At 78.0% G+C, this 22489-nt stretch carries 16 protein-coding genes and 2 pseudogenes; 9 read left to right on the forward strand and 9 right to left on the reverse strand.

What is annotated here, in order from left to right; translation table 11 throughout:
- Window positions 1-39: 39 nt before the first annotated feature.
- Together ACFY07_RS12230 and ACFY07_RS12235 are read right to left on the reverse strand one after the other, a co-directional pair.
- Entirely contained in the window at window positions 40-726 is a 687-nt protein-coding gene (locus ACFY07_RS12230; protein WP_390868580.1) for a CBS domain-containing protein, read from the reverse strand.
- A gap of 284 nt (window positions 727-1010) precedes the next feature.
- A complete protein-coding gene (locus ACFY07_RS12235) occupies window positions 1011-1511 on the reverse strand; it encodes a universal stress protein (protein ID WP_390868581.1) in 501 nt (166 codons plus the stop codon).
- A gap of 321 nt (window positions 1512-1832) precedes the next feature.
- Between ACFY07_RS12235 and ACFY07_RS12240 the strand changes: the two genes are divergently transcribed.
- Complete coding sequence (locus ACFY07_RS12240; RefSeq protein ID WP_390868582.1) at window positions 1833-2723, forward strand: universal stress protein; 891 nt, start codon at window positions 1833-1835, stop codon at window positions 2721-2723.
- Window positions 2724-3067: 344 nt separating this feature from the next.
- Entirely contained in the window at window positions 3068-3958 is an 891-nt protein-coding gene (locus ACFY07_RS12245) for a universal stress protein (RefSeq protein ID WP_390868583.1), read from the forward strand.
- Here the strand turns inward: ACFY07_RS12245 and ACFY07_RS12250 are convergent.
- The 3 genes from ACFY07_RS12250 to ACFY07_RS12260 all read right to left on the reverse strand — a co-directional run bounded on the left by ACFY07_RS12250 (window position 3900) and on the right by ACFY07_RS12260 (window position 8533).
- The gene (locus ACFY07_RS12250; protein WP_390868584.1) at window positions 3900-6707 is read right to left on the reverse strand and encodes a cation-translocating P-type ATPase; all 2808 of its coding nucleotides are present in this window, start codon (window positions 6705-6707) and stop codon (window positions 3900-3902) included. The genes ACFY07_RS12245 and ACFY07_RS12250 overlap by 59 nt on opposite strands.
- Window positions 6708-6827: 120 nt before the next feature.
- Window positions 6828-7712: a universal stress protein gene (locus ACFY07_RS12255; protein ID WP_390868585.1), complete on the reverse strand. Its 885-nt coding sequence runs from the start codon at window positions 7710-7712 to the stop codon at window positions 6828-6830.
- Window positions 7713-7903: 191 nt separating this feature from the next.
- Window positions 7904-8533 (reverse strand): hypothetical protein, encoded by a 630-nt coding sequence (locus ACFY07_RS12260; protein ID WP_390868586.1) that lies wholly within the window; start codon window positions 8531-8533, stop codon window positions 7904-7906.
- Window positions 8534-8989: 456 nt separating this feature from the next.
- Here ACFY07_RS12260 and ACFY07_RS12265 point away from each other — a divergent pair, with 456 nt between their 5' ends.
- Entirely contained in the window at window positions 8990-10621 is a 1632-nt protein-coding gene (locus ACFY07_RS12265; RefSeq protein WP_390868587.1) for a pyridoxamine 5'-phosphate oxidase family protein, read from the forward strand.
- A gap of 286 nt (window positions 10622-10907) precedes the next feature.
- Here the strand turns inward: ACFY07_RS12265 and ACFY07_RS12270 are convergent, their stop codons facing one another.
- Window positions 10908-12218 carry a cation:proton antiporter gene (locus ACFY07_RS12270; protein ID WP_390868588.1) on the reverse strand — a complete coding sequence of 437 codons (1311 nt, stop codon included), beginning with the start codon at window positions 12216-12218 and terminating at the stop codon, window positions 10908-10910.
- A gap of 553 nt (window positions 12219-12771) precedes the next feature.
- Here ACFY07_RS12270 and ACFY07_RS12275 point away from each other — a divergent pair.
- The 4 genes from ACFY07_RS12275 (at window position 12772) to ACFY07_RS12290 (ending at window position 18919) form a co-directional block, all read left to right on the forward strand.
- Window positions 12772-13623, forward strand: a complete 852-nt coding sequence (locus ACFY07_RS12275) for a universal stress protein (RefSeq protein ID WP_390868589.1) — start codon at window positions 12772-12774, stop codon at window positions 13621-13623.
- A gap of 116 nt (window positions 13624-13739) precedes the next feature.
- On the forward strand, window positions 13740-16463 hold the full coding sequence (ppdK, locus tag ACFY07_RS12280) for a pyruvate, phosphate dikinase (protein ID WP_390868590.1): 2724 nt from the start codon (window positions 13740-13742) through the stop codon (window positions 16461-16463).
- Between the two features lie 80 nt (window positions 16464-16543).
- Window positions 16544-17443 (forward strand): polyphosphate kinase 2, encoded by a 900-nt coding sequence (ppk2, locus tag ACFY07_RS12285; RefSeq protein WP_390868591.1) that lies wholly within the window; start codon window positions 16544-16546, stop codon window positions 17441-17443.
- Between the two features lie 501 nt (window positions 17444-17944).
- The gene (locus ACFY07_RS12290) at window positions 17945-18919 is read left to right on the forward strand and encodes a GNAT family N-acetyltransferase (RefSeq protein WP_390868592.1); all 975 of its coding nucleotides are present in this window, start codon (window positions 17945-17947) and stop codon (window positions 18917-18919) included.
- A gap of 15 nt (window positions 18920-18934) precedes the next feature.
- Here ACFY07_RS12290 and ACFY07_RS12295 read toward each other — a convergent pair.
- Window positions 18935-19258 (reverse strand): annotated as a pseudogene (locus ACFY07_RS12295) (transposase); the annotation flags it as partial.
- Window positions 19206-19412, reverse strand: coding sequence for a hypothetical protein (locus tag ACFY07_RS12300; protein WP_390868593.1), 207 nt, complete (start codon window positions 19410-19412; stop codon window positions 19206-19208). The pseudogene ACFY07_RS12295 and the gene ACFY07_RS12300, both read right to left, overlap by 53 nt.
- Before the next feature lie 171 nt (window positions 19413-19583).
- Between ACFY07_RS12300 and ACFY07_RS12305 the strand changes: the two genes are divergently transcribed.
- Together ACFY07_RS12305 and ACFY07_RS12310 are read left to right on the forward strand one after the other, a co-directional pair.
- Entirely contained in the window at window positions 19584-20006 is a 423-nt protein-coding gene (locus tag ACFY07_RS12305; RefSeq protein WP_390868594.1) for a hypothetical protein, read from the forward strand.
- A gap of 133 nt (window positions 20007-20139) precedes the next feature.
- A pseudogene (locus ACFY07_RS12310) lies at window positions 20140-20334 on the forward strand (VOC family protein); the annotation flags it as partial.
- Between the two features lie 169 nt (window positions 20335-20503).
- Here ACFY07_RS12310 and ACFY07_RS12315 read toward each other — a convergent pair.
- A complete protein-coding gene (locus tag ACFY07_RS12315) occupies window positions 20504-22111 on the reverse strand; it encodes an MFS transporter (RefSeq protein ID WP_390868595.1) in 1608 nt (535 codons plus the stop codon).
- Between the last annotated feature and the right edge of the window lie 378 nt (window positions 22112-22489).

Consider the following 22489-nt stretch of genomic DNA (forward strand, 5'->3'; position numbering starts at 1 on the left):
CGCGGCCCCGCGGCCCCCACCGGGCCGCGGGGACTCCGGTCACCTGCGGCCGGCCGGTCCCACCGGCTGGCCCGTCGTGTCGTCGGCCCGGTACCCGAGCCGGTCGTGGACCGCGACCACGCCGTCCACGCCCCGGCACAGCCGGACCAGGGCCTGCTGCTGGCTGTGCCGCTCCAGGACCCCGGACAGGGTCACCTGCCCCTCGTGCACCTGGACGTCCACCGAGTCCGGGTACAGGCCGAGGGTCCCGTCGAGGACCTCGTGCCGGATCTCCTCGTGGATCGCCCGGTCGCTGCGCAGGAAGACCCGCAGCAGGTCCGAGCGGCTGACGATCCCGATCAGCCGGCCCGCCTCGTCGACGACGGGCAGCCGCTTGAGCCGCTTGCCCTCCATCAGCCGGGCGGCCTCGACGACCGTCCACTCGGGGCGGGCGCACACCGCCGGACTGCTCATCAGGCCCTGCCCGGTGAGGGCCTCGCTCCTGGCCCGCTCCCGGGGGGACAGCCGGGCCGGGGGCAGCAGCCCCGCCGGGTCCTCGCAGGCCGCGGCGTGCCGCAGCAGGTCCGCCTCGGACACCACCCCCAGGGGGCGGTCCTCCTCGTCCACCACCGGCACCGCCGTCACGTCGTTGCGCTCCAGCAGCTGGGCGAACTCCTTGAAGGGAGTGTCCGGGTGCGCGCGGACCACCCCGGAGGTCATCAGCTCTCCCACGGTACGGTGTCGCATCGTCAAGGCTCCTTCCGGTCCGGCGGCCGCCGGGCGTCCTCTCGGGACGCCGGCCCGGCCCCACCCCCTCACTGTCGCCCCGCCGCCGGGGCCGCCGCGTGGGCCGTCCGTCCCCGGCCGCCGCCGCCGACCGGCCCTGCCCCGGCGGAGGCCGGTCCGGTCCGGTCCGCTCGGGTCCGGGCCGGGGCGGGCCCGTGCGGCTCCGTGCGGAGGCCCGGCCCCCGGCCGGTGCGGCACGGCGGGACCGGCGGCCCCGGCCGCCGCCCGGGCCGGGCCGCGCCGGGTCAGCCGCGGCCGTGGGGGATGACGACCACGGGGCAGTCCGCGTGGTGCACGCAGTGCTGGGTCACCGAGCCGAGCAGGGCCCCCGCGAACCCGCCGTGCCCGCGGTTGCCCAGGACCAGCAGGTCCGCGCCGTGGGCACGGTCCAGCAGCACCTGGGCGGCGTTGCCGGACGCCGTGCACCGGTGCACCTCCACGGCCGGTTCCGGGCCCAGCACCTCGCGGACGCTCTCCGTCAGGGTCTGCTCCGCGGCCGCGGCCAGCTCGGGGTCGAGCGACGGGACGCTCCACCCGTACACCGGCGTGAACTCCCAGCCGGTGACCGCCTCGACCACCGCGCCCGTCAGGGCCGCCTGGTCCGCCGCCCAGCGCAGGGCCGCCCGCGACGCGGGCGAGCCGTCCACGCCCACCACGATCCGCCGCCTCCCCCGCGCCTCCTGCCCCTGCCCGCGCTCCTGCTGCTGCCCGCCGGGCTCCCGGCCCCGTCCCTCGTCCGACGTCATGACCGCCACCTCCCGCACCGCCTGCCGGCCTCCAGGCTGACCCCGCGCCCGCCGGGCCGCCAAGGGCCGCCCCGGCCCGGCGGCCCGGGACCTTCGTACCCGCACCGTCCCCGTCCCCGGGCCCGGCCCCGGCCCCGCGCCGTCCCGACCGGCCCCCGACCCCGCCACGCCCGGCCGCGCCGCCGCCGGGTCCTGGACCGTTCGGCCCTCGCCCGATCGGGTGGCCCCGGCGTGCACTGGTACCGGAACGGGCACCGTCGCCCGTGCACCGTCCGCGCGCCGCACCCCGGACGCGCGGGACCGTCCGGACGGAGGACCACCATGCCCCTCCCCGTCGTCGTCGGCATCGACGGCTCCGCCTCCAGCCTGCGCGCCGTCGACTGGGCGGCCGACGAGGCCCACGTGCGCGGCGCGCCGCTGCGCCTGCTGCACACCTCGCTGTGGGACCGCTACGAGCCCGACCCGTCCGACAACCCCGACCTGGCCCTCGCCCGCAAGGCCGTCGCCGAACTGGTCGACACCGCGTCCGAACGGGCCGGGACCCGCCGTCCCGGGGTCGAGGTCCGGGCCGAGGTGGTCCCGCAGGCCACCGTCCCGGCGCTGCTGGAGGCGGCCTGCGGGGCGTCGGTCCTGGTGGTCGGCGACCGGGGGCGCGGCGGCTTCGCCGGGCTGCTGCTCGGCTCGACGGGCCTGCAGACCGCCGCCCGCGCGGCCTGCCCCGTCGTCGTGGTGCGCGGCGGGGACGACGCGGTGGACCGCCGGCACGGCCGCGTCGTCCTGGGGGTGGGGGACCCCGGGTCGTCCCGCGCCGCCGCGGAGTTCGCCCTCGACCTCGCGGAGACGTGGGGCGCACGGCTGGAGGCCGTGCACGCCTGGCACTCCACCGACCCGTTCCTGCTCTACGGCCCGGCGATGAACGCGATGGCGGACGCCGGGTACGTCCAGGCGCGCCGCATGCTGGAGGCGGCCACCGCCGACGCGGCCGCGGCCCACCCGGGCGTGCTCCTCCGGCTGGAGCCGCGCAACGCCGGCTCCCACAAGGCCCTGCTGGAGGCCGCCGCCGACGCCGACCTGCTGGTCGTCGGCGCCCGCCGCCGCCACAGCGGGGTCGGCCTCCAGCTCGGCCCGGTCAACCACGCCGTGCTGCACCACGCCCCCTGCCCGGTCGCGGTCGTGCCCGAGGCGCGGACCCCGCCCCCGCCGCAGGACTGACGGGCCCTCCGTACCGCCCGGGCCCGCCGCCCGGGCCCGCCGCCCGGGCCCGCGGGCCGCCCCACCGGGCGGCACGCCCGCGTCCGGGACGCCGTGCGACCGCCCGCCGCGGGGACCTTCGCCCCTGGCCGGCGGCGGGTCCGGGCGCCGAGGCTGGACGCACGGAGCCCGGACCGGCCGCCCGGACCGGCCGCACGCACCGTCCGCACGCACCGTCCGCACGGCGCCCGGAGGGCGCCGCCGCGCCCGGGCACACCGGGACGGCCCGCACCCCGGCCGGCCGCACCCCGGCCGGGCAGGACCGGGGCGGACGGCAGCGTCCGCCCCGCCGACAGGAGGCCCCCATGCCCCGACCGATCGTCGTCGGCCTCGACGCCTCGCCCGAGAGCGTCGCCGCCGCCGACTGGGCGGCCCGCGAGGCGCTGCTCCGCGGCCTGCCCGTCGAACTCGTCCAGGCGTGGCCCCGGCTGCCCGAAGGCCACCGCCACGCCGAGGCCGACCGGGAGGGGCGCCGCTGGGGCGAGCGGGTGCTGGCCCGGATGGAGGTCGAGCTGCGCACCCGCCACGCCGGTGCCGACGTCACCACCGCGCAGGTCCCCGGCGCCCCGGCCGAGGTCCTGACCGCGGCGGGGCGGCGCGCCGCCCTGCTGGTCCTCGGCTCGCGCGGCCTCGGCGCCCTCCGGGGCTTCCTGATCGGCTCCGTGGCCCAGACGGTCCTGTCCCGGTCCGCCTGCCCGGTGGTGCTGGTCCGGGCCGCCGCGGACCTGCCGCCCGCGCCCGCCGCGGAGCACCCCGCCGGAGCGCCGCCCCGGGAGGTCGTCCTGGGCCTGGACCTGCGCAGGCCCTGCGACGACGTGCTCGCCTTCGCCTTCGAGGAGGCCGCCCTGCGGTCCGCCCTGCTGCGGGCCGTCCATGCCTGGAACCCCCCGGCGGGCCTCGAGCACGGACCGGCCCCGCTGGAGCCGGCGGCCGCCGCCCGGCTGCTCGTCGCGGACGAGGAGCGGGCGGAGGCCGTGCTGCGGCCCTGGCGGGAGAAGCACCCGCAGGTGCGGGTCGTGCACCAGACGGTGCGCGGGAGCGCCGGGGCCCCGCTGGCGGCGGCGGCCGTGCAGGCCGGGCTGCTGGTCGTGGGGCGCCGGGACCGGGAGTCCGCCGTGGGCCTGCACATCGGCCCGGTCACGCACGCCGCCGTCCACCACGCCGCGTGCCCGGTCGCCGTGGTCCCGTACCGCTGACCCCGGCCGTTCCCGGCCGCCCGCCCCCGGCCGACCCGCCGTCCGTCCGGGCGTCCGCCCCGCCGTCCGTCCGGGCGTCCCGCCGCCGCGCCCGCCGCCGCACCAGCCTGGCCGCGGCGGCGGCCGCGACCCCGGCCGCCGCGGCGGCCAGCAGTTCCGCCCCTCCCAGGGGGACCGTCTCCAGCACCGCGCGCAGCGCGGGCACGTACACCGCCGCGAGCCCCAGCCCCGCCGAGGCCGCCAGGGCCAGCGGCAGGTACGGGTTCTCCCGGGTGCGCCAGCGCTCCCGCAGGCCCGCGCACACCCCCAGCTGGGCGGCGAGCAGCGCCAGGAAGAGCGTCGTCTGCCACGGCCCGCCGCCGTGCCGGACCCACAGGCCGGCCCCCAGCCCGACGGCCGTGACGAGCACCCCGAGCTCCAGCACCCCCGCCCACAGCCCGTCGCCCAGCACGTGCTGCTCGGGCGGGCGCGGCGGCCGCCGCATCGCCCGCGGCGACGCGGGCTCGGCGCCCATGGCCACCCCCGTCAGGCCGTGCGTCAGCAGGTTGATCCAGAGGATCTGGCCCGCCCGCAGCGGCACGGCCGGGCCGAGCAGCGGACCGGTGAGCATGACCAGGATCTCGGCGGCGCCCCCGGCCAGCCCGTACAGCAGGAACCGGCGGATGTTGTCGTAGACGCGGCGGCCCTCCTCGACGGCGGCCACCACCGTGCCCAGCTCGTCGTCGGCGAGCACCAGGTCGGCGGCCTGCCGGGCGACCTCGGTGCCGCGGCGGCCCATGGCGACGCCGATGTCGGCCCGGCGCAGGGCGGGGCCGTCGTTGACGCCGTCGCCGGTCATGGCGGTGACCTGGCCCCGGTCGCGCCAGGCCTGGACGACGTCCACCTTCTGCTCGGGGGAGGTGCGGGCGAAGACCCGCACCCGGGTGATGTCGCCGACCCGGCCCGCGGCGAGGTCGCCGCCGGTCACCACCCCGTCCGGCCCGCCGCCGCGCCCCCCGCCGGTTCCGCCGTCCCCGTCCAGCAGGCCGAGCCGGACGGCGACGGACCGGGCCGTCGCCGGGTGGTCCCCCGTGACGAGCACCGGGACGATCCCCGCGGCGCGGCAGGCCGCGAGGGTGCCGGCGGCGGCGGCCTTCGGCGGGTCGTCGATCCCGACCAGGCCGAGCAGCCGCAGCCCCGACTCGGCGGCCGACGGGTCGGGGCCGTCCGCCCCACCGCCCGCCACGGCCAGGACCCGGAAGCCGTCGCGGGCCAGCCGCGCGGCCTCCGTCCGCGCCCGCTCCAGCACGGCCGGGGGCTCCGCCACGACCGCCGGGTCGAGCACCGCTTCCGGGGCGCCCTTCAGGCACACCCGCACCCGGCCGGAGGGCCGCCGGTGCAGGGTTGTCATGCGCCGCCGCGCGCTGTCGAACGGCGCCTCGGCGATCCGCGGCTGCTCCCGGACCAGGGCGTCCCGGTCCAGGCCCGCCTTCGCGGCGGCGGCGAGCAGGGCGGCCTCGGTGGGGTCGCCCAGGGCGGTCCAGCGGTCCGTGCCGGGGGCGGGCGGCCGCAGGGACGCGTCGTTGCACAGCGCCGCCGCCTCCAGGGCCGCGCGCACCGCGGCCCGCGCCGCGGCGTCCGCCCCCGCGCCCCCGGGCCCGCCCGCCCGGTCCGGGCGGCCGTCCCGTCCGTCCGGGCCGTCCGCCCCGGCCGCGCCCTCCGCCCCGGCCCCGCCCTCCGTACCGGCCTCGACCAGCACCTCGCCCACGGGCCGGTACCCCGTCCCGGTGAGGCGCGCCGACCCGTACGGCGTCCACACCCGGCCGACCGCCATCCGGCCCTCGGTGAGGGTGCCGGTCTTGTCGGTCGCGAGCACCGTCACCGACCCCAGCGTCTCCACGGCGTGCAGCCGGCGCACCACCGCGTGCCGGGCCGCCATCCGCCGGGCGCCCAGCGCCAGGGAGAGCGTCACCACCGCGGGCAGCGACTCGGGCACGGCCGCCACCGCGAGGCTGACCGCCGTCACCGCCATCAGTTCGAAGCCCTGGCCCCGTGCCAGGCCGGACGCGAAGACGACCAGGCAGAGCGCCACCGCGGTCAGCGCCAGCACCCGGCCCAGGTCCGCGAGCCGGCGCTGCAGCGGGGTGCGCTGCGGACGGGCCTCCAGCAGGGCGGCGATCCGGCCGAGGGTGCTGGCCGCCCCCGTCGCGGTCACCTCCGCCACGCCCCGGCCGTGCACGACCACGGTCCCCGCCTGCAGCTGGCCCCCCGCCCCGGCCGCGCCCCCCGCGACGGCGGCCCCCGCCGCGCCCGTGCCCCCGGAGACGGCCCCCGCCCCCGCGGCGGCCTTCTCCACCGGGACGGACTCGCCGGTCACCGCCGACTCGTCGACCAGCAGCGCGGAGGCCTCCACCAGCGCCGCGTCGGCGGCCACGACGTCCCCCTCGCCGAGCAGGAGCACGTCCCCCGGCACCACCTCGGCCGCCGGCACCCGCTGGCCGCTCCCGTCCCGCAGCACCCGTGCGGTGGGCGCGGACATCTCCGTCAGCGCCTCCACCGCGCTGTCCGCGCGGACCTCCTGCGCCACGCCGACCGTCGTGTTCGCGACGACGACGAGGGCGATGACGACCGCGTCGGCTTGGTCGCCGGTCGCCACGGTCAGCACGACGGCGGCCAGCAGCACCAGGATCAGCGGGTCCCGGAGCTGCGCCGCCACCCGCGACCGCAGCGGCACCCGCCGGCGCTGCTCCACCCGGTTCGGCCCGTGCACGGCGAGCCGCCTGGCCGCCTCCTGCGGCGTCAGGCCCCGGGCCCGCGCCCCCGCGGCGGGTGCCCGCGCCGCGCCGCCCCCCTGCCGTACGGCGCCCTCCCGCTCCGCGGCGGCCACCGGTCAGCCGGTCCGCGGCGGGACCACGATCAGCGGGCAGGCCGCGTGGTGCAGCAGCACGTGGCTCACCGAGCCCAGCAGCAGGCCGCGGAAGCCGCCGAGGCCCCGCGTCCCCACCACCAGGCAGCGGGCGTGCGCGGCCTCCCGCAGCAGGACCTGCGCCGGCTTGCCGGGCAGCACCTCGTGCCGCACCTCGACCTCCGGGTACTTCTCCTGCCAGCCCGCGGTCGCCTCGGACAGGTCCGCGCGCACCCGCTCCTCCAGCTCCCGGTTCCGGGACTCCGCGAGCGGCCGGCCGACGTGCTGCCGGGCCTCCACCGCCAGCAGCCGGGCGCCGCGCAGCGCGGCCTCCTCGAAGGCGACGGCCACGGCGTCCCGGCAGTTCTCCGAGCCGTCCACGCCGACCACGACCAGCGGCGGCTCGTGCGTCACGTGCTCGGGCACCCGGACCACCGCCACGGGGCAGCCCGCGTGCGAGGTCAGCGCCACGCCCAGGTTGCCGGTGGTCAGCACGTCCTCGGCGGCCAGCCGCTTCGCCCCGATGACCAGGAGCGCGGCCTCGTCGCCCTGCGCGCGCAGCACCGCGGCCCGCGCCCCGTCCGCCAGGAGGGTCTCCACGTCCGCCTCGGGGCGGCGGCGGCGCACCTCGTCGGCCGCCTCGCGCAGGACGGCCTCGCCGGCGGCCCGGTAGTGGGCGCTCCAGGTCCGCTCCGGGTGGTCCACCGCGGGGTGCGGGTCCGACCCGGGCGGCCACTCCAGGGCGTGGACCATCCGCAGCGGGACGCCCCGCCGCACGGCCTCGTCCGCGGCCCAGTGCGCCGCCCGCAGCGCCGTCGCGGACCGCCCCACGCCCGCGACCACCGGCCGCCCGCCTCGGAACGCGCTCATGGCTGCCTCCGTACGTCGTCGGACGGGCCGGAAGGGCCCCTCGCCCCCAGCGTGCGGCGGTCCCGGCGGGCGCGGCAGGGCCGATCGGCGCCCGGCTCCGAGCCCAAGGTCCCATGGCCGCGGGGCCGGGGCGGAGGCCCGTCCCGGCCCCGCGGCCCGGCCCTCCGTCCCGGCCTCGCGGCCCGCGGCGGTCAGCGCAGCCAGGGGTGGTCGCGGACCACCGGGAGCGCGGCCCACCGGCGCCCCAGGCCCCAGGTGCCGCCCGCGCCGAGCACCGCCACGGCGACCAGGACCAGCGCGTAGACCACGTGGTAGTCCACCAGCGGGTTGGTCGACATGCTGGCCGAGCCGTCCGACAGGTGCCGGGCCGGGGGCCACTCCGCCGCCCACATCAGCGCCATCAGGACGGCCCCGCCGGCCGCCGCGATCCGCAGGGCGACCCCCGCGGTCAGGGCCAGGCCGATGCCGAGCAGGCCGGCCATGAAGAGCCAGTCCGCCCACCACGCGCCGGCCCAGGAGCGGAACACCGACTGCAGCGGTCCGGCCGCCACGTGGCCCAGGAACCCGCGGGTGGGCGAGCCGCCGTTCACCCAGGCGCCCTTCGACGGGGTCGCCCAGCCCCAGCCGAAGGCCTTGTCGAGGAAGGCCCAGAGGAACACCGCTCCGGTGGCGACGCGCAGGACGGCGAGCGCCCGCGCCCCCGCCGCCCCGGCGGCCGCCGCCTCCGGCCGCACGGCCGCCTTCCCCGCCTCGCCGGCCTCCCCGGCCGGTGTCCGCCCGGGTCTGCCGACCCGGATCCGGTGTGCACGCAGGACTGCCATGGCCCTCTCCCCATCTCCGCTGCTCGTTGCTGCCCGTCGCTGCCGTCCGCGCCCCGACCCGGCCGGGACCCGTCCTCCCGTCAGGGCCCCGTCCCCCGGTCCGCGCCGGCCGTCCGTGGCGGCCGCCCGTCCGTGGTTGTCGCCCGTCCCTGGGGGTCGGGGCGCCGCCAATGTCCCGCCCCGGCGCGGCCCGTGCGCAGGTGCCGGAGGTCCCGGCCCCGCGGGCCGTCCGGCACCGCCGCCGGCCTGCGGGCAGGCCTCTGGGCGCGCCGTCGGGACCCCTTCGGCCCTCGGTCCGCGCCGTCGGCGGGGTGCAGCCTGGTGGCCGGAGGAGGAGGTGCACTGATGACCGGTCCGAAGGTGCTGCCCGCAGGGAAGGGGCCCGCCGGCCCGCCGGCCGGGACGCGGCCCGTGGGAACGCCGCCCGTGGGAACGCCGCCCGTGGGAACGCGGCCCGTGGGAACGCCGCCCGTCGAGGTGCCGCCCGTCGGCCTGCCGGGCGGCGTCGAGGTGCTGGTGGAGCGGCACGGCGACGTCCCCCGCCGTGCCGCCGACCGCGCGCGGACCGCCGTCGGGGCCGTCGTCGCCGCCCTGCCCGGACCGGTGCTCGGGGTCCGGGTGCGGCTCACGCAGGCGGCCTGCCCGTCCGGCGCCCGTCCGGCCTCCGCCGAGGCGGCCGTGGACGTCGGCGGGCGGCTGGTGCGGGCCCGCGCGGGCGGCCCCACCCCGGCGGCGGCGGTCGACCTGCTCGCCGAGCTGCTGGCGGGCCGGCTCGACCGCGCGTGCCTGCGCCGGACCCCGGCCGGCCGCGAGGGCGCCCCGGCGCCGCGCCGGCTGCCCCCGGGGGAGCGGCGCGTCGTGCGCCGCGCGCCGTCCGGACCGCCCGTCGAACCGGTCCACGAGGCCGTCTTCGAGATGGACGCCCTCGGCCACCGGTTCCGCCTCTTCACCGACACGGCCACCGGCTTCGACACCCTGGTCTACCGGGCCGGGCCCACCGGCTACCGCCTGGCCCGCACCGGCCCCGCCGCCGGCGCGGGCCTGCCCCCGGCCGGCCTGCCGGTCACCGTCAGCGAGGTCCCCGCGCCCCGGACCACGGTGGCCGAGGCCGTGCGCCGGCTGGAGGCCACCGGCCTGCCCTTCGTCTTCTTCACCGACGCCGCCACCGGGCGCGGCGCCGTGCTCCACCACCGCAGCGACGGCCACTACGGCCTGGTCACCCCCACCGGCGGCCCCCGGCGGCCCGGGCGGGCGGCGCACCTGGCGGACCGCCGCCGCGGGTGCTTCCCTGGGGAGGGGAGGGGACGTCCCGTACAGCCGCGCACACCCGACCCGGAGGTGTCCGCCGTGACCCAGCAGCAGGACCAGTCCGGCAGCCCCGGACAGCTCGGCCGGCCCGACGTGCCCGGCCCGTCCGGCAGCGACCAGCCCGGCAGCCCCGCCGAGCCGCCCCACGCCGGCGACATCGGGCGCCGCGCGGCCCTGCGCCGCCGCCAGCTCGGGCTCAGCCGCGAGCAGGTGGCGTCCCGCGCCGGCATGGCCGTCCGCTACCTGCAGTACGTGGAGGAGCGGCCCGCCCAGATCGAGCCCGGCGCCCTGCTGAGGCTGGCCGGGGCCCTGCAGACCACCGCCGAGCAGCTGCGCGGCGGGGACGTCGGCCTCCCGCCCGGCCGCTCCGAGGCCGCCGCCCGGCCCGAACTGGAGGAGCTCGGCGCCGAGGAGTGCCGCACGCGCCTGGACAGCCGCGGGGTGGGGCGTGTCGCCTTCACCACCGACCTCGGCATCTCCGTCCTGCCGGTCAACTACGCCGTCGACGGCGACCGCATCGTCTACCGGACCGCCGCGGGCGCGGCCCCCGCCGCCGCCATCGGCCAGGAGGTCGCCTTCGAGGTCGACCAGGTCGACGACGCCCTCAGCCAGGGCTGGAGCGTCCTGGCGACCGGCCGGGCCGAGCGCGTCACCGACCCGGACGAGCTGCGCGCCCTCGCCTCCCGCGCCGCGCCCCGGCCCTGGGCGGGCGGCGACCGCGACCTGTGGATCCGCATCGCCGTCACCCGCCTCACCGGCCGCGTCGTCCGGGCCCTCTGAGGGCCGGGGAGCCGGGCGGCCGCCCCGGGACACGCTCGGGGTCCCGGGGCGCCGCCCCGCGGACGGCCCGCCCCCGGACCTGGTGTGCCGGTCGGCCGGGCAGGTCGGCGCAGCCGTCCTCCCGCAGTACCGGAGGGCCGGGCGGTGACGGGGGGCTCTGAGCCGCGGCCCTCCCCGGCCCGGACGCGGGCCCGGAGCGGCCCGCCCCGCAGGGCCCCTGGCGCGGTGGCGGGGCGCCGGGCGCACGAGGTGCGCGCGGCGCCCGCGCCCCGCCGGGCGGCTCCGCTCACGTCCCGCCGGGCCGCCCCGGTCCCGTGGCGCGGGCGGAGAGCCCCCGCACCGGCAGCTCGGCACCCCGGGCGCCCTCCGGACCGGCGGCCGCCCCTTTCGCCGCAGCCGCCTCCGCCTCCGTCTCCGCCGCACCGTACCGGCGGGCCAGCGGCCCGGCGCTGAGGCCGTGCGCCAGGACGCTCAGCAGCACCGTGCACACCACCACCGGCACCACCGCCCGCTCCGCGTCCGGGTCCAGCTCCTCCACCGCGAGCAGCACGAAGATCACCGACGCCAGCCCGCGCGGCCCGAACCAGCCGACGAACAGCACCGTGCGGCGGTCCAGTCCGCTGCGGACCAGCGACAGCGCCACCGGCACCATCCGCAGCACCGTCAGGCTCAGCAGCGCGTAGGCGACCGCCTGCCAGGTCAGGTGCCCGAACGCGTACGGCACCGCGACCGCGCCGAAGACCAGCCACACCAGCAGCGACAGCACCGACGCGGTCTGCTCGGTGAACCGCAGCTGCCACTCCGGCGCGCCCCCGTGGACCGTGCCGAACGCCAGCCCCGCGACGAAGGCCGCCACGAAGCCGTTGCCGCCGACCGCCAGCGCCCAGGTGTAGCAGAGCAGCGCCAGCGCCAGCACGGCCGCACCGGTGAACTCCTCCGCCGCCCACCCGCGCCGCAGCGCCGTGCGGACCAGCCACCCGCCGCCCGCCCCCACCGCCGCGCCGTACACGACCCCGACCAGCAACTCCACGGCCGCGCCGCCCGCACCGTGGTGGCCCGTGCCCCCCGCCACCGCGGACGCCGTCCCCGCCACCGCCAGCACCACGAAGGGCGTGGCGATGCCGTCGTTGAGCCCGCTCTCGACGTTGACCATCCGCCGGACCCGCGCCGGCACCACGGGGTTCACCATCATCGCCGCGCCCAGCGCCGCGTCGGTCGGCGCCAGCGCCGCCCCCACGTACAGGGCGGCCCAGCCGGACACGCCCGGCAGCAGGCCGGCCGCCAGCAGCGCCCCGAACGCCATGCACAGCGGCAGGCCCACGCCGAGGAGCCGCACGTACAGGCCCAGGTCGGGCCGGACCTCGCGGAACGACAGCCGGGCGGCGTCGGTGAAGAGCACCCAGGTCAGGCTGATCTCGGCCAGGGCCTTGACCGTCTCCCGGGAGGGGGCGAGGTCGACGGCGCCGGTGCCCGCGCCGAGCAGCAGCCCGGCGAGGACGAAGGCGATGGGGGCGGTCAGCTCGACCCGCTCCACCCGCTGGGAGCACAGGCCCCAGAGGAAGAGCAGCAGCAGGACCAGCGAGAGGGTCGCGTCCATGCCCCTACCGGTACCCGCGCCGGACGCCCCCGCCCGCCCGGGACCGGCCGCCTCCCCGGCGGCCCGCCCCGGGGTCCCGGGGCCGCCCCGGTCCCGTCGGCGCGGCCCGCCGGTCCCGGGGGCCGCCTCCCGCACGGGTCCGCAGGGGGTCGTGCGCCCCCGCACCGCCCGGCCGCGCCGTCCGGGGCCCGGCCTCCTCCGGCCGGGGGCGTCCGGGCGGTTTCACCCGGACGGCCCGCCGTCCGCCACCCGTCCGGCCCAGCGCCCGCCCCGCGGCGGCGCCCGGGCGTCCCGCCGGGCGGGCGCCGCCGCCGCACCGTCCGGCGCGGTGCCCGGCGGGGCCGGACGGGCGGCAGGTCGGGACCTGTGGCCCCAGCGGGCACCGCCCCCGGCCGCGAAGGTGGGAGGTGTCCGGACCGGCCGCCCGCCGGCCCGGCACAGGCCGCGCCCCCCGCGCATCCCCGCCACCGGAGGTGTCACCGTGTCCCGACCTGCGACCGACCGACCCGCGACCGACCGGCCTGCGACCGACCGAGCTGCGACCGACCGGCCCGTGACCGTCGGCCTCGACGGGTCCCCCGAGAGTCTCGCCGCGGCCGACTGGGCGGCCCGCGAGGCCCTGCGGCGCGGGCGGCCGCTGGTCCTGGTCCACTCCTGGAACACGCTGCCGCCGGACGCCCCCGCCGTCCAGGACGAGGAGACCCGGCGGTACTGGGCCGCCCGCATGGTCCGGGAGGCGGAGCGCGCCCTGCTCGAGCGCCACCCCGGCCTGGAGGCCTCCGTCGAGCAGGAGGGGGAGTCGGCGGTCGCCGTGCTGCTCGACCGGTCGGAGCGGTCCGAGCTGCTGGTCCTCGGCTCGCACGGCTACGGCGCCGTCGCCGGGTTCGTCCTGGGCTCCGTCGGCGCCCAGGTGCTGGCCCGCGCCGCCGGACCGGTGGTGATGGTCCGCGCCCAGGGCGGCAGGGCGCTGGAGGGCGCGGGGGAGGAGGTCGTGCTGGGGGTCAAGGGCTACCGCGACCCGGCCCCGGCGCTGCTGGGGTTCGCCTTCGGCGAGGCGGCCCTGCGCGGCGCCGTGCTGCGGGTCGTCCGGGCCTGGAGCCTGCCGCCGGTGTACGGCTACGGCGAGGCGGCGGTGGACCTCGCCGAGGGGCAGTCCGACATCGAGCGGAAGGCCCTGGCCGCCGCACTGGCCCCCTGGCGGGAGAAGTACCCGCAGGTCGAGGTCGTCGAGCAGGTGGAGCTCGGCTCCCACGGCGAGGTGCTGGTCCGGGCCGCCGGGCACGCCGGGCTGCTGGTGGTCGGCCGCCGGGTGCGCCGGCCCGCCGTGGCGATGCGGGTCGGGCCGGTCGCGCACGCCGCCCTGCACTTCGCCCGCTGCCCGGTGGCGGTCGTCCCCCACGACTGACGGCCCCGCACGGCCGGCAGGCCCGTCCCGCCCCGACCCGCCGACCCCGAACCGCCGACCCCGAACCGCCGACCCCGATCACCGACCCCGACCACCCCGCACGGGAGGCGCACCGCATGGCCGCGTACGTGTACGACTTCGCCGAGGGCGGCCGCGAGCAGGCCGGCCTGCTGGGCGGCAAGGGCGCCAACCTGGCCGAGATGACCAGGCTCGGCCTGCCCGTGCCGCCCGGCTTCACCGTCACCACGGACGCCTGCCGCGCCTACCTGGCCACCGGCGCCGAGCCGGAGGGCCTGCGCGAGGAGGTCGGGCGGCACCTGGCGGCCCTGGAGCGGGCCGTCGGCCGCCGGCTCGGGCAGCCCGACGACCCGCTGCTGCTCTCGGTCCGCTCCGGTGCCCGCTTCTCCATGCCCGGCATGATGGAGACCGTCCTCGACATCGGCCTCAACGACGACTCGGTGCAGGGCCTCGCCAAGACCTCCGGCAGCGAGCGCTTCGCCCGCGACTCCCACCGCCGCCTGCTGCAGATGTTCGGCAGCACGGTGATGGGCGTCGACGCGGCCGTCTTCGAGGACGCCCTCACCCGGATGAAGCGGGACCGCGGCGCCGCCGACGACCTCGGCCTGGACGCCGCCGACCTGGCCGTCCTCGCGGGCGAGTACCGGCGGCTGATCCGCGAGCACACCGGGGAGGACTTCCCCGAGGACCCGGTCGAGCAGCTGCGCCGCGCCGTGCTCGCCGTCTTCCGGTCCTGGAACACCGAGCGGGCCCGCGTCTACCGCCGGCGCGAGCACATCCCCGACGACCTGGGCACCGCCGTCAACGTCCAGGCCATGGTCTTCGGCAACCTCGGCGCCGACTCCGGCAGCGGCGTCGCCTTCACCCGCGACCCCGCCACCGGCCGCCCCGGCGTCTACGGCGACTACCTGCCCAACGCGCAGGGCGAGGACGTCGTCTCCGGCATCCGCAACGCCGTGCCGCTCGCCGAGCTGGAGCGGCTCGACAAGCCGTCGTACGACCGGCTGCTGGAGATCATGCGAACCCTGGAGCACCACTACCGGGACCTGTGCGACATCGAGTTCACCATCGAGCGCGGCACGCTGTGGATGCTGCAGACCCGGGTGGGCAAGCGCACCGCCGAGGCCGCCTTCGCGATCGCCGCCGCCCTCACCGACGAGGGCCTGACCGGCCCCGACGAGGCGCTCGCCCGGGTCTCCGGCGAGGGACTGGCCCGGCTGATGTTCCCCCGGTTCGACACCGCCGCGGTCGGGGAGCCGCTGGCGCGCGGCATCCCCGCCTCGCCCGGCGCGGCCGTCGGCACCGCCGTCTTCACCTCCGCCGAGGCGGTGCGGCGGGCGGCGGAGGGGGAGAGGGTCGTCCTCGTCCGGCAGGAGACCACCCCCGACGACCTGCCCGGCATGATCGCCGCCCAGGCCGTGCTCACCAGCCGCGGCGGCAAGACCAGCCACGCCGCCGTCGTCGCCCGCGGCATGGGCAAGGTCTGCGTCTGCGGTGCCGACTCCCTCACCGTGGACCCCGCCGCCCGCCGCTTCACCACCGCGGCCGGGACCGTCGTGGAGGAGGGCGCGCTGCTCTCCGTCGACGGCACGGCGGGCGCCGTGCACGCCGGCGCCGTGCCCCTCGCGGACTCCCCGGTGATGCGCTACTTCGAGGACGGCGGCACCGCGGACGCCGCCCGCGCCGCCGGCGGCGTCGCCGAGGCCGTGCACCGCGCCATGGACCGGGCCGACGGCGTGCGCCGCCTCGGCGTGCGGGCCAACGCCGACACCCCCGAGGACGCCGCCCGCGCCCGCCGCTTCGGCGCCGAGGGCATCGGGCTGTGCCGCACCGAGCACATGTTCCTCGGCGAGCGCCGCCGCCTGGTGGAGGCCATGATCCTCGCCGACGGGCAGGAGGGCCGCGACCGCGCCCTGGCGGCCCTGCTGCCGCTCCAGCGCGGCGACTTCGCCGCCATCCTCGCCGCCATGGACGGCCTGCCCGTCACCATCCGGCTGCTCGACCCGCCGCTCCACGAGTTCCTGCCGGACCGCACCGACCTGGCCGTGCGCGTCGCCTCCGCCGAGGCCGCGGGCGGGCACCCCGACCCGCACGACACCGAGCTGCTGGCCGCCGTGGACCGCATGCACGAGGAGAACCCCATGCTCGGCCTGCGCGGGGTCCGCCTCGGCCTGGTCGTGCCGGGCCTGGTCGCCATGCAGGTGCGGGCCGTCGCCGAGGCCGTGGCCGAGCGCCGCCGGGCGGGCGGCGACCCCCGGGCCGAGATCATGGTGCCGCTGGTGGACACCGTGGAGGAGCTGCGGCTGGTCCGCGCCGAGGTGGAGCGGGTGCTCGCCGAGGTCTCCGCGGAGTCCGGCACCGAGGTGCGGTGCCCCGTCGGCACCATGATCGAACTCCCGCGGGCCGCGCTCACCGCCGGCGCCATCGCCGCCCAGGCCGAGTTCTTCTCCTTCGGCACCAACGACCTCACCCAGACCACCTGGGGCTTCTCCCGCGACGACGTGGAGGCCGCCTTCTTCTCCGCCTACCTCGACAAGGGCATCTTCGCCGTCTCCCCCTTCGAGACCATCGACGCCGACGGCGTCGGGCGGCTCGTCCGCATCGCCGTCGAGGAGGGCCGCGCCGCCCGGCCGGGCCTGAAGACCGGCGTCTGCGGCGAGCACGGCGGCGACCCCGCCTCGGTCCACTTCTTCCACCGGGTCGGGCTCGACTACGTCTCCTGCTCGCCGTTCCGGATCCCCGTCGCACGCCTGGAGGCCGGCCGTGCCGCCCTCGCGGGCGGCACGGAGGGTCCCGGGGACGCCGGGGACGCCTCCCGCTGAACGCTCCGCGCTGCGGCCGCCCCGCGGACGCCCGTACGGTGGCCGCAGGAGCACCGCACCGTCGGCAGGGAGCGCCCACCATGGCGAAGAAGTCACGGAAGGACCAGGACCAGGGCCAGGACCGCGGTCCGGACCGCGGGCAGGGGCGGGGCCGGGACCGGACGCAGGCCGGCAACGGTGCGCAGGAACGCCTCCCGCGGGCCTGCTACGAGCAGGAGCTGTACCGCCTCCAGGCGCAGCTCGTCGAGCTCCAGGAGTGGGTGCGGGCCGAGGGCGCCCGCCTCGTCGTGGTCTTCGAGGGCCGCGACGCGGCGGGCAAGGGCTCCACCATCAAACGCGTCACCGAGTACCTCAACCCCCGCGTCGCCCGCATCGTGGCCCTCCCCGCCCCCACCGACCGCGAGCGCGGCCAGTGGTACTTCCAGCGGTACGCCGCCCAGCTGCCCGCCGCCGGCGAGATCGTCCTGCTCGACCGCAGCTGGTACAACCGCGCCGGGGTGGAGCGTGTGATGGGCTTCTGCACCAAGGAGGAGTACTGGCGCTTCCTCCACCAGTGCCCGGTCTTCGAGCGGATGCTCGTCGAGGACGGCATCATGCTGCGCAAGTACTGGTTCTCCGTCAGCGACGCCGTCCAGGAGCAGCGGTTCCGCAGCCGGCTGGAGGACCCGATGCGCCGCTGGAAGCTCTCCTCGATGGACCTGGAGTCCCTCACCCGCTGGGAGGCCTACTCGCGGGCCAAGGACGAGATGTTCGCGCGGACCGACATCCCCGAGGCGCCCTGGTACGTGGTGGAGAGCGACGACAAGCGCCGCGCCCGCATCAACATGATCGCCCACCTCCTCTCCACCGTGCCCTACCGCAGGGTCGAGCGCCCGCCCCTGGAGCTCCCGCCCCGCCCGGCCGCCACCGGCTACGAGCGCCCGCCGCGCGACATGCAGACCTACGTCCCGGACCACGCGGCCACGCTCGCGGAGGGGTAGCCCCGCGCTTCCGCCGAGGGGCCTGCCGGGAGAGCGGTCGAGAGGGCTGATGCCGCGCCCACGAGGGCGAATGACGGACGCTGCCGGTTCCCGTATCCCGACCGCCGTCACCTGCCGGACGCGAGGCCTCGCGTGTCGGTGCGTTCGCGTTGACGGAGACCGGCAGGCGCGTCCTCCCGGTCCGGCCTCGCAGCACTCGCCGTGATGGCGGCGTGTCCGGTCCTCGGGTTGGATGTGCGGGTGGACCTTCCTCCCGTACGGCGCGAGCCCAACCCGTGGACCCTGTCCGCCCTGGCGCTCGGAGCGGGGCCGCTGCTTGCCGGACTCATAGGGACCCGGCTCTTCTGGATCGTGACCCTGCCGCTCGCATGTCCGGGCCTGGCGTTCTCCATCGGCGCCATGGTGAGCGCCCGACGCATCGGCCACCGGCCGGTGGGGGGTCTGTACAGCCAGCGTGCAACCGGGGTGACATCGTGGTCAGGAGCTGCCTAGGGTCGGCCCGTGACCGTTGACCTCGCAAATCTGACCCGCCGTCCGATCGCCCCAGGGGACGCAGCCCCCCTGGCTGAGCTACTCAACGCGATCGAGGTCGTCGACGTCTTCGGGGAGTACTACTCCGAGGAGGACGCCACCGATCAGATCAACGCCCCTCTGCTCGACCTCGAGCGCGGTACGGTCGGCGTCTTCAACGGCGACCGCATGGTCGGCTACTCCTCGGCTGCGCACAAGTTGCTCGTCGAGGACGTGCATCGGGTGACCGTCAGTGGCGGCGTGCATCCGGAGTATCGGCGCCGGGGACTCGGCGCCGAGCTGCTGGCCGCTGGGATCGCAAGTGCGAGGGCGCTGCACGCGATCCATCACCCCGGCTTGCCGCTTGCCGTCGACGCCCAGAACAACGCGCTCAACGACAGCGCACGCGCCTGCTACCAAGCCGCCGGCATGACGCCCTGCCGCTGGTACTCGCACATGCGGCATCCGCTCGGAGCCGCCGTTGTCGACGTGCCGACGCCGGACGGTCTCGTTGTAGAGGGCTACTCGGTCCACAACGATGCCGAGTTCTTCGCCGTCAGCAACGAGGCCGTCCTGGACCGCTGGGGCGGGGTCTCGGTGCCGCTGGAGCAGTGGCGTGCGTTTGTCGGCTGGCCTGCCTTTCGCCCGGACCTCAGCTTCCTGCTGCGCGATGTGGACAGCGGCGCGGCTGCCGGCATGCTGCTGACCTGCTCCTGGGGCGCGGACACCGCCGCGACCGGCGTCCGTGACGCGCACTTCACAAGGATCGGAACCCGTCGCGCAGACCGCAAGCGGGGAGTGGCCAGCGCGCTGATCAGCCATGCGCTGCGTTCCGCTCGGGACGCCGGCTTCGACCGGGCGAGCATCGAAGTAGACGCCGACAGCCCGACCGCATCGAACGGTCTCTACCAGCGGGCCGGTTTCTCCGTCGCCCGCACCGAAGTCCGCTACACCCTCAACGCCTGAACGCAGTCCGGTAGATCAGACAGAAGGTGTGCTCAGCCGCTGTTGGGAGGTTCGCAGGCGGCGGAGGCAGACGAGACCGCAGGCGAGGTCGAGCAGACCCTGGTGGAGATCAGCGCGCCGTTCACAGCGGATGCGGAGGCGTTTGAACTGGTGCAGCCAGGCGAAGGCGCGTTCTACGACCCAGCGGACCTTGCCCAGGCCGGAGCCGTGGGCGACACCCCGGCGGGCGATCACTGGCTTGATGTCGCGCTTCCGCAGCAGGCGGCGGTACTTGTCGTCATCGATCTCACGAATCCGTTCTCGCTCTGCCACCCGCATGGTTTGACGGACCGGCATCGCCGTTTTCGCGTGCGTGGTGCAGCAGCATTCCGGTGCCGCAACCGATGTCCACGACGGACGAGGCGTCCATCACGAAGGACAGGTGGAAGTCGTCGCTGGGACCCCAGAGGTTGAGTTGGTCGTACGACGCGGCGGCATCGGCATCGGAGTACATCGCGGCAGTATGCCTCCGCGACCACGGCCCGGCCGCAGATTTCGCCGCTGAGCCGGGAGTTCTGGAGCCGCCCGTGCCGGGGTGAACGGTGTCCGATGCGGAACCAGTAACAGATCCGTCACAAGGGGAGCGCGAATACCGCGGAGAACAAACACAACTGACACTCTGTGTGTGCACGATCATCACGAGCACCTCGGGGGCATGATGAGCCATCCGTACGACCAGCAGCCCGCCCAGCCCTGGACGCCGCCGCCCACCAACACCCCCTACGGCTCGGGCATGCCCACCTATGTCCCCCCGCCTCCGCCCCGCATGTTCGCCAACCAGCAGCAGCGCATCGTCTGGACCCTCGTTCCCGTGGTCAGCTTCACGATCCTGGCGTGGCTGCCGTTCGTCGTCGCCTGCCGCAAGGGCGTCGTCGACATTCGCGTCCCGGCGGTCTACGGCGGCATCGTCGCGTTCATCCTGCTGTTCGGGCAGATGCTGCCGAACCCGGGGAACTGGATCGGCGGCGCGCTGATCATCCTGATGGCGGTGTCGGCGACCCACACGGCTCTTCTCGACTCCGAGGTCGTCAAGATCGGTCGGAAGTAGCGACTCGTCCAGGCCGGACGGGATGCCGTGGCGGGCGGCCTCCCGGTACGGCTGATGCATCCTGCCGCTCCGTCTCTCCGGATCTCCCCGAAACCGCTCGGTCGGCTGCTCCTGGAGCAGGGGGCCGCCGTCGGGGACCGGGGCGGCGCCGCGGATCCTGCTCAGCATCGGTGTCGACGACGTCGACGGAACGCTCGGCCGGGTGACGGCGCTGGGCGGCTCGGTCCGCAGCGGCCCCGACGACATGCCGTGGGGGCAGCGCGTCGCCCGCATCCGGGACCCCGACGGCAACCCGGTGAACCTCACTCAGCCGATCCCGGTCCGGTGACGCTGTTCCGCGGGTGCCCGTGCCGGCCGCGGGCCGCCCGCGGTGGAGACCGGGTGCCGGCAGCGGCCTCGATGCCCGTCGGGCGTGCGCGGTGGACGTGTCCCGGACCCGGCGCGGGACCCGGCGCCGGGAGCCCGCGGCGGAACGCCCGGCAGGTCCCCCCGGCCGGTCACGGACCGGCCGGGGGCCGGGGGGCGGGCGCGGGGCGCTCCGGCCCGGTCCGGGGCGGGCGCGGCATGACCAGGTGCGCCGCCACCGCCAGGACCAGCGGCGCGAGGGAGACGGCCAGCACGGTGAGCCGGAGCGCGTCGGCGTAGTCCACCCCGAGGTCCAGGCCCGAGGTGTGCGCGACCAGGTTCGGGTCGTACCCGGCCGTGCCGGGGCTCTTCGCCAGCGCGCTCCTCGCCGCGTCCACGGCGTGCCCGGCCTGGCCCGCCGACAGCCCGCGCGCCTCGGCGTCCGCGAGCCACCGCCGGTGGAAGAACAGGTCGAGCAGCAGGAGGCAGACGGTGGGCCCGAGCGCGTAGCCGGTCATCCCGAAGGCCGGCTGGACGGAGGCCACCGCACCGGACCTGCCGGGCGGCGCGTGCGAGAGGACCGTCTCGGAGACGGGCGTGGAGGTGACCAGGCACCCCACGTTGCAGAGCCAGACGGCCGGGACGAGGAGCCACGGCGCCATCGAGGGCGCGGCGGTCCCGGCCGTGACCAGCCCGCTCCCGGTGAGCAGCAGCAGGCCGGTGACCATCACCGGCCGGGGGGTGTACCGCGCGACCATGCGTCCGGCGAGGAGGGCGGCGGCCGTGGCCAGCAGGGTGCCGGGCAGGTACAGCAGGCCGATCGTCTGCGCGGGCAGCGCCAGCACCGCGCCGCCGAACTGCGCCAGGACGACGCTGAACCCGGCGGAGATGAAGTTCAGCGTCACGGTCGCCAGCACCGCCACGGCGAACGCGGGCCTGCGGAACAGCGCGAGGTCCAGGGCCGGCTCCGCCACCCGGCGCTCGTGGCGCACGAACGCCGCCGCAGCCGCCGCCCCGGCCGCGAGCGGCACCCACGCCCGGGGGTCGGAGAGCCCGTTCTGGGCCGCCCCCACGCCGTGGACGAGGGCGAGCAGGGCGGCGCCGAAGAGGACGACCCCGACGGTGTCGACCCTGCGGGCGCGCCGACCGCCCGGCTCCGAGGTGTACCGCGCCGTCAGCGCGAGCGCGCAGAGCGCCAGCAGCGGGGCCGGCAGGAACAGCCACCGCCAGCCGAGGCGCTCCACCACCCAGCCGCCGACGGCCGGCGTCACCCCGTACAGGAGCATGTCGACGGCCATGAGGATCCCGATGGCCGCCGGCCGGGTCTCCGGCGGCACCGAGACGTTGAGCAGGGCCAGCGACAGCCCGAGCAGGGCGGCCAGCGCGAGTCCGTCGAGGAGGCGCGCGACCAGGAGGAACGGGTAGCCGGTGGCCAGGGCGGAGAGCAGGTTCGCGACGACGGTCCCGGCGAGCCCCAGCATCAGCGTCCGCTTCAGGCCGTGGGCGTCCCCGAGGTTCCCCACGGCGAGGACCGCGGCCGCCACCACCAGGGTCGCCGCACCGGCCAGGAACCCCAGCGCCTGGGGCGGCACGTCGAGCGCCCCGCTGACCCGGGAGAGGTTCAGGCCGAGCATCAGCGGGTCCACGGCCGTGACCGCGAAGGCGGTCGCGGGGCCCAGGACGGCCAGGACGACCTTCGCGGTGAGCTGCGGCCGGGGACCGGGGAGCCCCCCGCCCGCGGCGGCGTCAGCAGCGCCCACGGGCACCCCCGCCGGCCGCCGCCTCCCCGCAGGGCCCGGCGGTCCCCCGGACGGCCGCCGCGCCGGGATCCGCGGCCGACACGACCGGCACGGCACCCCACCCCCTTCGGCACATCGGCGGACACCCCACGGTCCGGCCCGGCCGACGCTAACCCGGCCGCCGCGCCCCGGGCGCGCTCCCCCGGCCGACGCGCACGGCGCCGCCCACGTTCGGGGCAACCGCCGCCGGTGCGGACACCCGCCGCGCGGCGTGCCGGCCGCCGGCCCCTCCCGCACCGGCGGCCCCTCCCGCACCGGCGGCCCCTCCCGCACCGGCGGCCCCTCCCGCACCGGCGTCCCGCCGCCGGGCCGGGTCCGCCCGCGCCCCTCCGCCGGGAC

This window comes from Streptomyces sp. NPDC001380 (genome assembly GCF_042895785.1).
GTDB lineage: Bacteria > Actinomycetota > Actinomycetes > Streptomycetales > Streptomycetaceae > Peterkaempfera.